The following is a 15,715-nucleotide window of genomic DNA, read 5'->3' on the forward strand; positions in this document are numbered from 1 at the left end:
TGTCTTTTTCATTTTTTTTAAATTTTAATGGTTAAAAATATGTGTTTATTTAATTTATAGTGTCTGTAATAGAACCACATTTCATCATCTTATCTCCAAAATACGGGTTTTTAACTTCGCTTTGCACACTTAGCCAATCTGCTCCGTAATTATTATTTGCCATAGGGCAATGCTGCACATAAAAAACAGCACCCGATACACCAAATACTTTTATTGATTTTATTAATGCTTGCGATAAAAAATCAAACTGCTTACGTTGCTCTTCTATATCTGTAGATTCAATTATTTTTTCGGCATGAGATTGAATGGTTTTTAAATGCCCCATCCAAAAAACATGTGCCGCTCCTTTTAGCTGAGTCATATCTATATTATTTGCTTTTTCTACTAGTTCTTTTGCATATTGCGATGCTTTTTTAGATTCATCTGCCACCAACGCATCTTTTAAATCTATATAGGTGGTTACCAATGTCGTTAGTTGCTCTTTAAATATAATGGGAGTTAATGCCGTGTAATCAGGTAGTTTATTGGACGTAACAGCATTTTTAATTTGTACATTTTTATTCATCATGCTTTTTTGATTGTTAAGCTGTGCCGAAGCATCTATAACAAATGCTCCATTGGTAACTACTTCTTCGCCCCCTTCTAATCCCTTAACTACATTATATCCATTTTGTGTGGCTTCGCCTAATGCTACTTCTCTATATTCAAAAGTTGGAACTTCTGCTTCGGCATTTTTTACATAAACTACAGAGCGTGTACCCGTCCATAAAACAGCCGATTTAGGCACAGTAAGTTCGTTTTTGTTACCTACAGTTTGCAATGCTCCGGCTATAAACATTTCCGGTTTTAATTTTCCTGTTGCGTTATTTACTTCGGCTCTAATTGTAGCAGCACGCGTATTGGGGTCTATAACAGGATTAATAAAAGTGATTTTTGCCTTAAATTTTTTATTGGGTGCCGATGGCGTTGTAAAATCTATAATATTACCTACTTTAATATAGGGCAAATCATTTTCATATACATCAAATATAGCCCAAAGACTATTTAAGTTTTGTAGGTCAAAGAGCACTTCTCCCGTAGCCATATAATCTCCAACAGCAACTCTTTTTTGAGATACCGTTCCCGAATGGTCGGCATAAATAATAAACGTTTCACGAACAACGCCCGAATTTAAAATATCTTCAATAGTTTTATCACTTATTTTCCAAAATTTCAATTTGTTTTTAGCTGCCTCTAACAGTCCGGGGCTTACATCTTTAATTTTTTGGGCTTCAATTAATTCCTTTTGTGCCGTAATTAATTCTGGCGAATATATAGTGGCTATTTTTTGCCCTTTATTTACTTGCTCGCCCGTATAGCTGATGTATAACTTTTCAATTCTGCCGGGAATATGAGCAACAATACTTGCCGATTGGGTTTCATTAGCCTGTATTTTTCCGTTTAATTTTAAATTGCCCTCATTAGAAGTTGCACCAATTATTGTGGTTTGAATATTTGCCAACTTAACAGCATCTTCTGTCATTTGAAATCCATATTCACTTCCACTACCCGCTTGACTTGCCGGAATTAAATCCATGCCGCATATAGGGCAAACGCCCGGTTCATTTTGGCGAATTTGCGGGTGCATAGAGCATGTCCATACTTCTGTTTCGGTATTATTTTCCGTATGTATATGATTATCTGCCACATTTGGATTTTTAAACAACAGCCATCCTAAAAATAAACCAACGGCTACTGCTACAAGAGCAACTATATATATTTTTGTATTCTTCATTTTCTTTCTATTTAAAAATTGGTTAAACGTTCTATTTTAAATTTTGATAAATGTGATTGCACTATCGCTTTCAGTATTTCTATTTCGTAGCTATTTATATTGTCTTGCAATTTCATTAATTCATCAAACCGCTTACCGCTACTACTATATTCTGCCAGTAATATATCATAAGCACTATTAGAAATTTCAATTTGCTTATTACTTAAATTATACATTAGCTTAGCACTTTCATATTCCGATTTATAGCTTTGAATATTGCTAATCATTTTGTTTGTTACACTTTCCTTTTGCAAGTTATATGCCTCTTGTTTAAGTTTTTCTCCTTCGGTTTTAGCGGTATATTTTTTTTGGTAAAGAGGAATTGCCACCACTACTTTAGGTATAAGAATATCCCTTCCGTTATACTGTGGGTTGGCATCGGTTCGCTTAGCAACCATGCTATAATCTAATCCTAAACCTATAGACGGCATTCTATCTTTAGCGTTTAAAGCCAATTCTTTATTTGATGCTTCAATATTCCAATCTAACTGATTTATAAGCGGATGATTGTCTTGAATATTTTGTTTGAATTGTTCTAAATCGTAATGCAAATCGGCAAACGAAACGGTAGTAGTATCAAGCAAAATAATTGTACTTGCAGGATTATTGACCGCTTCATTAATGGCAGCTGTAAAATACTGCTTTTGTTCTTCAAGAATTTGTATTTTATTGTTTAATTCTTCCAGTTTAATCCTTACCGTAAGCACATCTGAAGCAAGCGATTTGCCACTTTCTACTTTAGCCAGTGCCACTTTTTCAAGCGTTTCAAATATGCGTATATCTTTGTAAATAACATCTTGCTGTTTTTGTAAAAGGTATAGATTAAAATAAGCTGTTTTTATTTGATAATCAATATTTAAACGTTCGGCAGCTACTTGCTCATATTTAGATTTTGCCATAGTAAGCACCACATCTTCTTTGGCTTTTAATGTGCCAAACCATGGAAACATCTGACTGGCAGAAATGCTAAGCACCTGTGCCCCCAATCGTGTTTCGGGGCGTAGAGCCGGAACGCCCACACCTACCGTGGGGTCTGGCAGTTGTTTTACCTGAGGTGCTTTTTTTAAAGCCGCTTCATACTGTAATTGTAGTGCTTTTAGTTCCGGATTATTGTTGTATGCTTTGATTAATAAACTATCAAGTGTTTGACTTTTTAGTACAAATGAAAGCATCATGAAACATAATAATGATAATATTAACTTAATTTTCATTGTTATTTTTTTGAGTGTTATTAGAAAATTTTAGGTGCAATTCTTTCCACAAAGAATAAAGCACCGGCACGGTAAACATTGTTATTACTTGCAAGGTCATGCCACCAAAAGAAGGGATAGCCATAGGCAACATAATATCGGAGCCACGCCCTGTAGAGGTCAAAACAGGAATTAATGCCAATATAGTTGTTGCAGTAGTCATAAGAGCAGGTTTTACCCTACGCAAACCACCTTCTACCACTGCATCTCGTATGCCTTGAATGGTATTGGGCGAATTTGCCTTAAAACTATCTTTCAAAAAAGTGGCTACCAAAACACCATCATCTGTGGCAATGCCAAACAACGCCAAAAACCCAACCCAAACAGCTACACTCAGATTAATGGTCTTCATCTGAAATAAATCTCTCATATTAGTTCCAAAAATATCAAAGTTCATAAACCAAGGCTGCCCATATAACCATATCATAATAAACCCACCGGAAAATGCCACAAACACACCTGAAAACACCATAAGCGATGTAGTAACCGAATTAAATTGAAAATACAAAATGAGAAATATTAAAGCCAATGCTATTGGGATAACTATTGATAATCGTTTATTAGCTCTAACTTGCTGCTCGTAGTTTCCTGCAAATTTATAGTTAATGCCTGTGGGCAAAACCAACTCGCCCTTATCTATTTTGTCCTGCAAATAATTTTGAGCATTATGCACCACATCTACCTCTGCAAAACCTTCTTGCTTATCAAACAAAACATAGCCTACCAAAAAACCATCTTCACTTTTTATTGCCTGCGGACCTTGTTCGTATTCTATATCTACTATTTCACTTAAAGGAATTTGTGTCCCATTGGGTGTAGCTATCAAAATATTTTCCAAAGTACTGGGGTTATCTCTCAATTCTCGTGGATACCGCAAGCGAATACCGTAGCGTTCTCTGCCTTCTACGGTAGTAGTCATAACCATACCGCCCACTATTGTTTGCATTTGTTTTTGCACATCTTCAACAGAAAGTCCATAACGACTTATTTTTTCCCTATTCACATCAAACAGCATATAGGGTTTGCCCACTATACGCTCTGCAAAAACGGCCGAAACCTTCACGCCCTCTACATTTTTTAAATGCTTTTCCAATTCCAAGCCAAAGGCTTCTATCGTTTTTAAATCAGAACCTTTTACCTTAATTCCCATTGGAGCTCTCATTCCTGTTTGCAGCATTACCAAACGGGTTTCTATGGGTTGCAATTTTGGTGCAGAAGTAATTCCGGGAAGTTTTGTGGCTTTTACTATTTCATTCCAAATATCGTTGGGCGAATGAATATTATCTCTCCACTGGCGGAAATAAGAACCATTTTCATCGGGCACTAAATCATTTATATTTATCCCTTGCAATACAGCTTGATTGTATTCAATAGCACCACCTTTTGCCAGTAAATATTTTCCATCTTTATCTTGCTTAAATCGCATTCTGTGTCCGTCTTTATCTGTCATGTATTCCGATTTATACAAAATCATATTTTCGTACATAGACATAGGAGCCGGGTCCAATGAGCTTTCTACCCTTCCAGCTTTACCTACTACCGTTTCTACTTCGGGGATGGCAGTAACCGCCATATCTAAAGCCCTAAGATTGGCTTCGTTTATCTGCATACCCGAATGGGGCATAGCCGTAGGCATCAGTAGAAAAGAGCCTTCATCTAAAGCAGGCATAAACTCTTGCCCCGTATTTTTAGCAATTTGAACACCTAAGAAAATAAGCAATACTACCACAGCAAGAAATATCATTTTTATTTTCAATAAAAACCTTAAAATGCGTTCGTAAAAATGAATAACAACATAAAAACTGCCTATTAAAATACCCGAAACCAAAACAACAAAAATAAAATTTGTAAACAGCGATTTTGTTACACCCAGCGGCATCCAAATAGTAGCCAAAAGCCAAGCAATCAACAGTGCGTAAATAATATTTTTTGCCACCTCAAATTTAGATTGATAAATACCGCCTTTGTATAGTTTCAAACCATAGCTTATTAGCCCGGTAATGCCTACCACAAGTGCTAAAAGACCTATAAATTTATAGCTGCCAAAAAGCAGAATAATACCAAAAATAATGAGTACTAAATTTGAAGCTAAAGTCATCCATTTTGATTTAGATTTTAATCCAAATAACTGAGTTGCCAAAGGAGGAATAATGGTAATGGCAACCACAATAGAAGAAATCAATGCAAAAGTTTTGGTAAAAGCCAAAGGTCTAAATAGTTTGCCTTCTGATGCCACCATAGTAAAAACAGGCAAGAAACCAACTACGGTAGTAGCCACTGCGGTAAGTACTGCCGAAGCAACTTCTGTAGTAGCATTATAAATAGTGATAGATATGGCTTGTTTGGGTGGAGCTTCCTTAATATGTGTAACCATACTTTCTGTAAGCACAATGCCCATATCAACCATAGTACCCACAGCTATAGCTATACCGGAAAGAGCCACTATATTGGCATCAACGCCAAAATATTTCATGGCAATAAAACACATTAAAACAGCCACAGGCAATGAAGCCGCCACCAACAAAGAAGATCTTAAATTAAACAGCATTAAAATAACTACAATAATTGTAATAAGTATTTCCAATCCCAATGCTTCTTGCAAAGTGCCCAATGTTTCGTTAATTAAATCGGTACGATCGTAATAGGGTACAATAGTAACTTGCGAAACCGTTCCGTCTTTTAATGTTTTAGAAGGCAAACCGGGAGCTATTTCGTTTATTTTGCTTTTTACATTATTAATTACCTCCAAAGGATTGGCACCATAACGAGCCACCACTACGCCCCCCACAGCTTCTGCCCCGGATTTATCCAAAACACCTCTGCGTGTAGCCGGTCCCACATTTACTACGGCTATATCTTTAATACGAATAGGTACATTATCTACAGATTTTACCACCGCATTTTCAATATCTTCAATAGATTTTACATAGCCTAAACCTCTAACAAAATACTCGGCAAGGTTTATTTCCAAAGTTTGAGCTCCAATATCTAAATTACTTTCCTTTACGGCTTTCATCACTTGGCTAAGGGTAATGCCATAGCCCCGCATCTTATCGGGTATTACATCTACCTGATACTCTTTTACAAAACCACCAATAGAAGCCACCTCTGAAACGCCCGAAGCAGAAGATAAACCAAAGCGAACATAAAAATCTTGTATAGAACGCAGCTCCTGCAAATCCCAGCCACCGGTGGGGTTTCCATTTTCATCTCGCCCCTCAAGTGTGTACCAAAAAATTTGACCCAATGCCGTAGCATCGGGGCCTAATGTGGGTTGTACACCATCCGGTAAAAGATTGGCAGGAAGTGAATTTAGTTTCTCTAAAATGCGACTTCTACTCCAATAAAATGCTACATCTTCATCAAAAATAATGTAGATACTGGAAAAGCCAAACATGGAATTGCTACGAATGCTTTTTACCCCCGGAATACCCAACAATGAAGAAGTTAACGGATAAGTAATTTGGTCTTCCACATCTTGTGGCGACCGCCCCGTCCACTTAGTGAAAACAATTTGTTGGTTTTCGCCAATATCGGGAATGGCATCTACGGCTACGGGATCTCGTGGCAAGCTATTGACACCTAAATCAAAAGGAGCCACAACAATTCCCCAGCCAATAAAAAGCAACAATAATAGCCAAGCAACAAGTTTATTGTCTATAAAAAATTTGATTATTTTATTTAACATATTTTTATCAATTAACAATTAGGAATGGACAATTTGCAATAAAAAGTTGTCCGATTACTTGCTTAAACAGTTGAACAATTATCTATATATAAATTGAACGGATAATTGAGATACTGCTAATTGTTAATTGAATCAAATAAGGAATGTTTGATAAAGTGTCTGAACATCTTTATCATTCAATGGAGGGCTATACTGTTTGTATAAAGGATAATTTACTTCTTGTGTGTTAGCTACAATAAAATTTGTAACAAAGGCGTATATAAAACTTAATTGTACATTTTGCGGAGTAACTGTAGTATTCGCAGGCTCGTTTAAATCCGAATTATTAATCAATAAAGATTCACTATGGCAACACTTACTTTTTACTATGTTTTCGGCATTATTTTGCGTACACTTATTTTGCTTTTCATTACACGTTTTAGCTTTACTAAAAAAGCTAACATTCTTCACTTTGTTTTTACAATAATGTACATCCATAGAGAAGCCTGTTGAAGACAACATCAACAAGAAAAGCATTAAAAAACTTGTAATTCTATGAAAAAAACTTGTTTTCATTAGCAACAAATGTAGCAAATAATTTTAAAAATACTACAAACCACACTTTTTTTTAACGTAAATTAAACAGCTTAATTTATCCCGGAAATTTCATTCTATAACCAATTTTAATTTTCCCTTCACTTATATTTCTCAGCTTTTTCTTAAGCATTTTACGCTTTAAAGGTTTTAAGTGGTCGGTAAATAAAATGCCCTCTATGTGGTCGTATTCATGCTGAATTACTCGGGCTGTTAAGCCGTCAAACTCTTTAATGTGTTCTTTAAAATCTTTATCAAAATACTTTATTTTGATATTGCTTTTTCTTGACACATTTTCTCTAATATCGGGAATACTTAAGCAACCTTCTTCAAACTCCCATTCTTTTCCTGTTTCTTCTAAAATAGTGGCATTTATAAAGGTTTCTTTCACTCCTTTGTGTTCTTCTCCCTCTTCCATCATCAGTCTGCTGTCTATAATAAATAAACGGATATCTAAGCCTATTTGTGGTGCGGCAAGACCTACTCCGTTAGCATGCTCCATGGTTTTTTCCATGTTTTTTATTAACTCTTGCAGTTTAGGATAATCCTTATCTATTTCTTTCCCTACTTTTTTTAATATAGGATCGCCAAAAGCTACTATTGGTAAAATCATATTCTATTTTTCAGTTGTAAAAACGATTGTAAAATAAGTGTAGCACTTATTTCATCTACTAATTCTTTTTGTTGTCTTTTTTTCTTTTTCATACCACTTAATACCATACTTTGCACTGCCATTTTAGAGGTAAAACGCTCATCCATCCAATGCAGTTTCTTATTGGGAAACATTTCTTGTAGTTTTACTGCAAATTGTTCTATTTCTTCTGCCACTTGCGATTTTGTATTATCTAAATTCTTAGATTCGCCTACTACAAAGGCTTCTACATTTTCTTTTTCGCAATACTGCTTTAAAAATGAAAAAATATCTTTATTGGCAACAGTAGGCAATCCTGTACATATTATTTGCAAAGGGTCTGTTACAGCCACTCCCACTCTTTTCTTTCCATAATCTATTGCCAGTATTCTTGCCAACTCTATTTAGTGTTTATTTAATATTGTATCTAAAAAAGTATTGCAAAATTAATCATAATTTTCAGCAAATAAAAAAGGCTCTTACAGTGTGAAGAGCCTTTATATATTTTTTAGTTAGGAATTTATTATCCTAATAATTCTTTAGCTTGTTCTATCCACTCGCCCCATTGTTCCGGGCTTGTCATAGCATCGCCATGCTCAGCTTCAAGTTTTTCGGCTTTCTTTAAAGTTAAGCCTGCTAAATCAGCATAAGTATAAATACCCATTGAGTTTAATCTTTTTTCAAAAGCCGGACCTATACCATTAACTTTTTTCAAATCATCTCCTTTTGCTTCTTTTTTAGCTTTTGCTTTTTTAGGTGCTTCTGTTTTTGCTTCTTCTGCCACTGGTGCAGGAGCTTCAGCTTTTACTGGAGCATCTTCTTTTTTAGGAGCTACTTTCTTTGTTTTTTTAGCTACTTCTTCTACTACTGCATTTTCATCTACAGGCAATATAGATATATATTTTCTATTTCCTTTAGAACGTGTAAATGTAACTATACCAGCTTCTTTAGCAAAAATTGTATGGTCTTTACCTATTCCTACACCTAATCCCGGATGAAATTTAGTACCTCTTTGACGTACTATAATATTGCCCGGTATAGCAGTTTGACCACCAAATAATTTTACGCCTAATCGTTTACTTTCCGATTCACGTCCGTTTCTTGAACTACCTTGTCCTTTCTTGTGAGCCATTGTTTTGTCTTTTTATATTTCTTACGAAATTTTATCAATTGATATTTTAGTTAAATATTGTCTATGACCATTTTTAACTCTATATCCTTTTCTTCTTTTCTTTTTGAAAACAATTACTTTGTCTCCTTTAAGATGTTCTACAATTTTAGCAGAAACTTTAGATTTTAAAATAGGTGTGCCTACACTTACTTTATCTCCGTCTGCTTTTAAAAGCACTTGATCAAAATCAACTTTATCGCCTTCTTTGCCTTCTAATCTATGTACAAAGATTTCTTTTCCTTCTTCTACTTTAAATTGTTGACCTGCTATTTCTACTATTGCGTACATTCTAATTTAATTTTGGCTTGCAAAGGTAAATGTTTTCTATTAAAAATGAAAATTATTTTTCAAATTATTAAATCTGTTCAAAAAAATAGCATTCATCCATATAAATAACCATTATTTATCTACGTATTTTTCCGTATTTTAATGCCTTTATTGCTATTTTTCTAATGTATTGCTTTATATTTGGTACGAAACTAATCAAAAAAACCCATGAAAAATTTATTAAGCCTTTTTTTAGTAGCTATTATTTTCCTTTTTGCTTGTAATACAAGAAGTAAATCCACAGCCTTTAGTGCCGATTCTTTTACCTTTAATATATATACACCTTATAAAGACAAACCAAATATCAAAGAATTTCAGGTAATTGTTTCTAAAGATGGAAGAAATGATACCATTTATATAAATGACTCTAATGCTTTTAAACTATTTTTTAACACCGCCACTCAAAATTTAGAATACGAAAAAGTAAATGAGCTAAATAATGAAATTAAATTTTATTCAATTACGGATATGGCTAACGGATTTCTTAGTAAGCCAGTTCTTTCTGTTAAAAATATAGAGGGAGAAAAAATTGAATATGCTATTTATGGTGAAGCAAATTTGCTTGATAATACTAAGGAAAAAGATGGTAAACTGAAAACTTTTAGTAATAATGATGATGTACATAAAATTCTTGGCGATTCTAGTATTCTTGATAATACACTTATTGAAATAAAAACAGACTTTAAAAAAGTATTAGGAGATTCTAGCATATTGGACAACACTTTAAGTAATTATAATGGTGATGAACTATATATCATTCTTGGAGATTCAAGCATACTGGATAATACCGTTGCTGAAATGGTTGAAGATCTTAAAAAAGATAATGAAAGTTTAAACAATATAGATGATGCAACTTTAACCCAATATGTAAAAGAAGAAATTAGAGATTGGCTTACAGCTTATACTCATTTTGGTGTAAACCTAAAATATCCTGTTTATATAAGTGTTAAATATGACACTGACGGAAACTCTTATTTCCAGCTAAATTATGATGCTTCAAACTATCTGCTTAGCAAAACAATTGGTAGCGAAAATAGATTATACCGAAATAACGCTAAATTTACCAACATAGGTAGATAATAGAATAGGTTATTTTAAGATTATGACTATTCAATAATTTATACTTTAAGATAGCATCTTAGGACGCTTAAGTAATTTTAGTTACAGTTTGTATCCTTTTTACCTTTGTCTTGACACAAAGGTAACCAAAAGTCAAGACTGTAATCAAAAACACTAAAATGCTACAAAACAGACGATGACAAATTAATGTATGCTCAATTTCAGTTTTCCTAAAGTATTTTTACTCGGAGGAGCATACTAATTTGTCTATCCGTATTTTTATAAAAACCGCTTATGGTTGATGTCTGTTTTACATCATTTCTTAACGTATTTTTGATTAAGGTCAGATAAAAAGTGCACCTTGAGTTTGTAAGCGGAACACCCATTAACCGAAAACTCCGTAAAAAATTAAACTGTTTGAAGAACGGAGTGATGATTTTTTTGAACTAAAAGTTCAAAAAAATCATCATATCAGGGGCGTCATTCCGTAAAATTTTGTAGTGAAACGGAAAAATTTGTGCGGAATCCCAAATTCCTTTTACGAAAACAATTATTAAATAGATGTTCCGAACACCTGTGAGATTTTAAAGGGTCGCTGAAAACTTAGTGCGATTCCCTGACTGCCGTCAGGCAAGTTTTGTAACTTTTCTACTAAAGAAAAGTTAATATAAAATACTTCATGGGTATCTTTCCGGATAGTCATATCCAATTGTTAATGTGAAATAGTCTAAACTATTTTGAATTAATGCCGTTAGATTAATATGTTTAACAAAATAAGGCGAAGCCGAGATTGGACTATTACATTATTTTAAGATTGATTTAAACGTTTTTTAAACAAGTGTAAAATTTTTCTTATACACTTTTTGTATATCTTCATTTTGAAGCTTGGCACTTAACCATAAATCAATTAAATCTTTGCCTATTTTAAAATCTGTCAAACTACCTAATTCTGCTTGTATTTCTTCAAATACTTTTTTCTTTTCTAACTGCCCTGTATTTATAAGTTTATTTATCAATCTTAAAAACACTTTGTGGTCTTCATTAGTATCTGGTCTTCTGGTATATGCTCTAATTAAAGATTCTGCAAGTGTATAATTTTCTAATTCGTAATGGCAAATTATCTCCATTATTTTTACAAAGGCCTTTAAGTCAATTCTAACATTAGCTTTCACGCTCTGTATTTTATCTAACCATTCTAAAACTTCATAAAAATCTGATTTTATAAAATAAATGGTTGAAAAATTAAAATATAATGTCATTAAAGAAGCTTTGTTTATAGAATGAATAAATTCTTTTTCTAAAACTTTCATTTTCTTCAATTCATTATCAATATTATCAATATTACCTGTGTTTAATTTATATAATACAGAATAAATTAAGTAGTTTAATAAATACTCTCGCCTTGTATTATCATTATCTATTTTTATTTTTTCTATTTCAGCTATTTGTCTTTTTAGCTCTTCAAATTTTGAATTTCTAAATAGAGCATATAAAAAGTTAAAATAAAATATTAAATAGCTATAAGTATCTATGGCTATTCTTTTTTTATTCTTTTTGTAGCTGTTTACCATTTTCTCTCTGTAGATTAACTCCCTTTCATGATTACTGATTAAATTATTATAATTGGCATTTATTTTATACCAAAGAATATTAATTTTAAACGAATTTAATTGTAGCACTTGAGTTTCATCATATTTCTCTATCTCATTTTTCAATTCTTCAGTATGCTCATTTTTTACCGAAAAATTTAATCCCCTAACATATAAAAACACCTTATTATTTAGCACTTCTAATCTATTATACAAAGCATATTTATCTATCAAAGCCTCTTTTTCTTTATTATAGTTGTCAAAACCATTTTTAAATACATTAAAATCATGCAACTGAAAATACCCTCTTTCTGCTTCAAGAACTTCAAGCTGAGCGTTATAAAGTTCATACTCTTCCGCTACTTCCTTAGCTTTTTGAATTTTTTTCCATTGCTCTTCTATTAAATTCTTCTTCTTCAAAAAATTGTACTCTCTCAGTAGCTCATTTACTATATCTTCTGCCCTATTCTCATCTATATCTCTCATGCACTTAAGTATTAAGTCTTTTAAATACTTTTTACTTTGTGCTAAATTTTTTACGGTATTCTTATTTTTCAGCTTTTTGCTTAGTATTTTTTCATCATACTCATCCATTTTAGATAGCACATCAAACAACTCAACATAATTATTATCCTTACTATTGGCATTAGAAACATATCTTTTAAATAATCTTTTTTCTGTGGTGGTTAAACTAATAACAAGTTCATGTAGTCTATCTGTTTTTTTCATTTTTTGTGTTTAAATTATTAGCAAATAAAATCATAAAAGATTGATTGTCAATATTTTAGATAAACAATTATTTAATCTAACTTATTATTTAACTCTCTTTATTGGTTTAAATATACAATTATCTTGAAATATTTTTGAAACATAAACAAAAACACCATAGACATGATAACTAAAAGAGAAAAAGAAATAATACGAGAAGTAGCTGAAGGTTTATCTACAAAAGAAATAGCAGATAAGCTATATATAAGTGAAAGAACAGTGGAAACTCATAGAAAAAATATAATAGATAAACTGGGATTAAGTAATTTTTACAGCGTAATTACTTACTCTTTTAGAAACGAAATATTAAACTAACTAACCAACTTTCATTTTCGTCTTTGTGTTGTGTGAAAAAGCTTTCTCTTTAGAGAAGGCTTTTTCTATTTTAAATTGACATTTAGTATTACGAATACTGCTTTTATTCATTAATTAAACCGGCAATAATTAATTGATAATCAATTGATTAAATGAAAATAATTCTTCTTTGGTTTTTTATTTACATCCAAAGTTTGGTTTTAGCAATACTCAAATGGTAAGTAATTTTATACCGATTAGGAATATATAATAGTCCAATCTCGGCTACGCCTTATTGTACTAAATATATTGCTCTATCGGCATTTACCATTGTAAAACACAAAATAGATTAATCTATTTTGTGTTGACAATTGGTATTACATTATCAAATTATTAAAAAGACGAAAACCAATTATGAAAACTAAAATTTTATTGTTTTACCCATATAAGTAATCTTTTCAACAATAAAAAAAACAATAAAATTTATAGAGGCTTCCATTAACTAACCTGGAAGCCTCTTTTTTTATTCTAAAACCTTGTTAATATTGGTTTATTATTCACTATTGTTTCTATTTTTTCTAAAATTTCAGGTGTTAAAACTGCCTGCACTTCTAAAGATTTAAGATTTTCTTTAAGCTGGCTTTCCTTAGTAGCTCCCAAAATAACGGTACTTACATTTTCATTTTTTAAACACCACGCTATTGACAGATTGGTTAAGCTTACGCCTAAATTATCAGCTAAATTTTTAAGCTGCTGAACTTTATTTTTATTTTCCTCTGTCCAAACTCTCTCTTTTATCCAGCTTAAACTTTCTATTTCCATACGGCTTCCTTTAGGAATACCATTCAAATATTTTCCTGTAAGCACGCCACTTGCCAAAGGCGACCAAATAGTAGTACCCAAACCAAAATTTTTAAACAAAGGCAAAAATTCATTTTCCATTTTCTCTCTATGTAGCAAATTATACTGCGGTTGCTCCATTGTAGGGCCTATTAAATTATACTTTTCAGCCACTAAATGAGCTTCTGTTATCTGCTGGGCTGTCCACTCGCTGGTGCCCCAATACAAAATTTTGCCCTGCTGAATTAAATTATGCATAGTCCACACTGTTTCGGCAATGGGCGTATTTGCATCCGGACGATGACAGAAAAATAAATCTAAATAGTCAACTTGCAGTCTTTTTAATGCCGCATGGCAAGCTTCTACCACATGCTTACGCATTAAACCTTTTAAATTAGGACCATCTCCGCCCCAAAAAACTTTACTTGAAACCACATAGCTACTCCTATTCCATCCCATTTTGTTTAGTATTTTGCCCATTACTTCTTCACTTTTTCCGCTGGCATATACCTCTGCATTATCAAAAAAATTAACACCATTTTCGTAAGCCAATTTCATTAAGTTTTCGCTGTTTTGATAGTCTATTTGACTACCAAATGTTACCCAACTTCCAAAAGATAATGCACTTACTTGCAATCCTGAATTACCTAATCTTCTATATTCCATATTTTTTAATTATTTATTTTAACATCTTTTTAAAGGAAAAAGTAGCAAACTTATTTATAAGCTCTTTTAATGTTATTACATTTGCTACCATGTTCAAATTTACCAAAGATTATATTAATTCGCTACAAACGATAGAGGATTATAACATTTTTTTCAAAAAGATAGTTGAAAAAGAAATTACAGAAGCTCCATACAGCGATGATGGATTTTATGCTTATACCGAAGCTAATTTTAAAAGAATTAACTCCTTAAAAACTAAAATTGATTTAGATAAAAAGCTTTATAATGCTTTGCAAGAAGTAAGTAATTGGCATTTTGTGTTAATTACAGAGCCTTGGTGTGGCGATGCTTCTTTTGCTCAGCCAGTAATAGAAGCTGTAACTGTGGCAGGAGATTTAAACCTTAAAATAGCTATAAGAGATAAAAATGAAAATTTAATAAATGCTTTTTTAACTAACGGAGGAAAATCTATACCTATTTTTATTGCTTTAGATGAAAACCTAAATTATAAATTTCATTGGGGACCCAGACCAAAACCACTGCAAGAAGAAGTAGTTGAATTTTTAAAAACTAAACCTTCTGTAGAGGAAAAAATAAAAATGGCACACCTTTGGTATTTAAAAGATAAAGGTAAAACCTTTCAGCAAGAATTATTAGACCTTATAAAACAACATAAATAGTGAATAACAACATAGAAAAAACTTCTGAAATAAAAATAAAAGTGGGTTTAGATAAAGCCAACATTCCCATAGATTTAAAATGGATGGCTACGGATAGTGAACACCAAAATCTTAACGACTGCAAAGTAGTAAATTTATCTATTTGGGATCCCAGAGAAAACAACTCTTTAGGCATAAACCTATGGACTACAGATGTACGTGTAGAAGAAATGCACTCTCATTATTTTAGAACATTAATGAATTTAACAAACAGCTATGTGCAAGCTACAAACAATCCTTTTGCTAAAGATATGCTTAAAGAATTTGTAGAAAACTTAGCTAAAAAAACTTCCGATTGGGAAGAAAATAAAGAACAAAATAAATAGT

14 protein-coding genes are annotated in these 15,715 nt (G+C 32.4%); 4 read left to right on the plus strand and 10 right to left on the minus strand.

The features are described 5' to 3' along the window. Positions 1 to 49: 49 nt before the first annotated feature. The 8 genes from H6578_06880 to rplU all read right to left on the minus strand — a co-directional run bounded on the left by H6578_06880 (position 50) and on the right by rplU (position 9,414). Complete coding sequence (locus tag H6578_06880) at positions 50 to 1,774, minus strand: efflux RND transporter periplasmic adaptor subunit (GenBank protein ID MCB9226868.1); 1,725 nt, start codon at positions 1,772 to 1,774, stop codon at positions 50 to 52. Between the two features lie 11 nt (positions 1,775 to 1,785). Beyond that, positions 1,786 to 3,024: a TolC family protein gene (locus H6578_06885; GenBank protein ID MCB9226869.1), complete on the minus strand. Its 1,239-nt coding sequence runs from the start codon at positions 3,022 to 3,024 to the stop codon at positions 1,786 to 1,788. Beyond that, positions 3,014 to 6,751: an efflux RND transporter permease subunit gene (locus tag H6578_06890; GenBank protein MCB9226870.1), complete on the minus strand. Its 3,738-nt coding sequence runs from the start codon at positions 6,749 to 6,751 to the stop codon at positions 3,014 to 3,016. Before H6578_06890 ends, H6578_06885 begins: the two co-directional genes overlap by 11 nt. A 132-nt stretch (positions 6,752 to 6,883) precedes the next feature. Next, positions 6,884 to 7,306 carry a hypothetical protein gene (locus H6578_06895; protein ID MCB9226871.1) on the minus strand — a complete coding sequence of 141 codons (423 nt, stop codon included), beginning with the start codon at positions 7,304 to 7,306 and terminating at the stop codon, positions 6,884 to 6,886. A 76-nt stretch (positions 7,307 to 7,382) separates the two neighbouring features. Then, the gene (locus H6578_06900) at positions 7,383 to 7,937 is read right to left on the minus strand and encodes a peptide deformylase (protein ID MCB9226872.1); all 555 of its coding nucleotides are present in this window, start codon (positions 7,935 to 7,937) and stop codon (positions 7,383 to 7,385) included. Then, a complete protein-coding gene (gene ruvX / locus H6578_06905; protein MCB9226873.1) occupies positions 7,934 to 8,353 on the minus strand; it encodes a Holliday junction resolvase RuvX in 420 nt (139 codons plus the stop codon). The genes H6578_06900 and ruvX overlap by 4 nt, the downstream gene beginning before the upstream one ends. Positions 8,354 to 8,478: 125 nt before the next feature. After that, on the minus strand, positions 8,479 to 9,087 hold the full coding sequence (rpmA, locus tag H6578_06910; protein MCB9226874.1) for a 50S ribosomal protein L27: 609 nt from the start codon (positions 9,085 to 9,087) through the stop codon (positions 8,479 to 8,481). A 21-nt stretch (positions 9,088 to 9,108) separates the two neighbouring features. After that, the gene (gene rplU, locus H6578_06915; GenBank protein MCB9226875.1) at positions 9,109 to 9,414 is read right to left on the minus strand and encodes a 50S ribosomal protein L21; all 306 of its coding nucleotides are present in this window, start codon (positions 9,412 to 9,414) and stop codon (positions 9,109 to 9,111) included. Positions 9,415 to 9,621: 207 nt separating this feature from the next. Between rplU and H6578_06920 the strand changes: the two genes are divergently transcribed. Next, complete coding sequence (locus H6578_06920; GenBank protein ID MCB9226876.1) at positions 9,622 to 10,533, plus strand: hypothetical protein; 912 nt, start codon at positions 9,622 to 9,624, stop codon at positions 10,531 to 10,533. Between the two features lie 809 nt (positions 10,534 to 11,342). On the opposite strand, the gene H6578_06925 is transcribed toward H6578_06920, so the two are convergent. Beyond that, complete coding sequence (locus H6578_06925; protein ID MCB9226877.1) at positions 11,343 to 12,830, minus strand: hypothetical protein; 1,488 nt, start codon at positions 12,828 to 12,830, stop codon at positions 11,343 to 11,345. A gap of 162 nt (positions 12,831 to 12,992) precedes the next feature. Here H6578_06925 and H6578_06930 point away from each other — a divergent pair, with 162 nt between their 5' ends. After that, positions 12,993 to 13,184, plus strand: coding sequence for a response regulator transcription factor (locus tag H6578_06930; GenBank protein ID MCB9226878.1), 192 nt, complete (start codon positions 12,993 to 12,995; stop codon positions 13,182 to 13,184). Positions 13,185 to 13,691: 507 nt separating this feature from the next. On the opposite strand, the gene H6578_06935 is transcribed toward H6578_06930, so the two are convergent. Beyond that, positions 13,692 to 14,669 (minus strand): aldo/keto reductase, encoded by a 978-nt coding sequence (locus tag H6578_06935; protein MCB9226879.1) that lies wholly within the window; start codon positions 14,667 to 14,669, stop codon positions 13,692 to 13,694. A gap of 89 nt (positions 14,670 to 14,758) precedes the next feature. Between H6578_06935 and H6578_06940 the strand changes: the two genes are divergently transcribed. Together H6578_06940 and H6578_06945 are read left to right on the plus strand one after the other, a co-directional pair. Beyond that, entirely contained in the window at positions 14,759 to 15,349 is a 591-nt protein-coding gene (locus H6578_06940) for a thioredoxin family protein (GenBank protein ID MCB9226880.1), read from the plus strand. Continuing rightward, positions 15,349 to 15,714: a gliding motility protein GldC gene (locus H6578_06945; GenBank protein ID MCB9226881.1), complete on the plus strand. Its 366-nt coding sequence runs from the start codon at positions 15,349 to 15,351 to the stop codon at positions 15,712 to 15,714. Before H6578_06940 ends, H6578_06945 begins: the two co-directional genes overlap by 1 nt. Position 15,715: the final 1 nt, after the last annotated feature.

The sequence above is a fragment of the Chitinophagales bacterium genome (genome assembly GCA_020635995.1).
In the GTDB taxonomy this organism is placed as follows: Bacteria; Bacteroidota; Bacteroidia; order Chitinophagales; family UBA8649; genus JAFMKE01.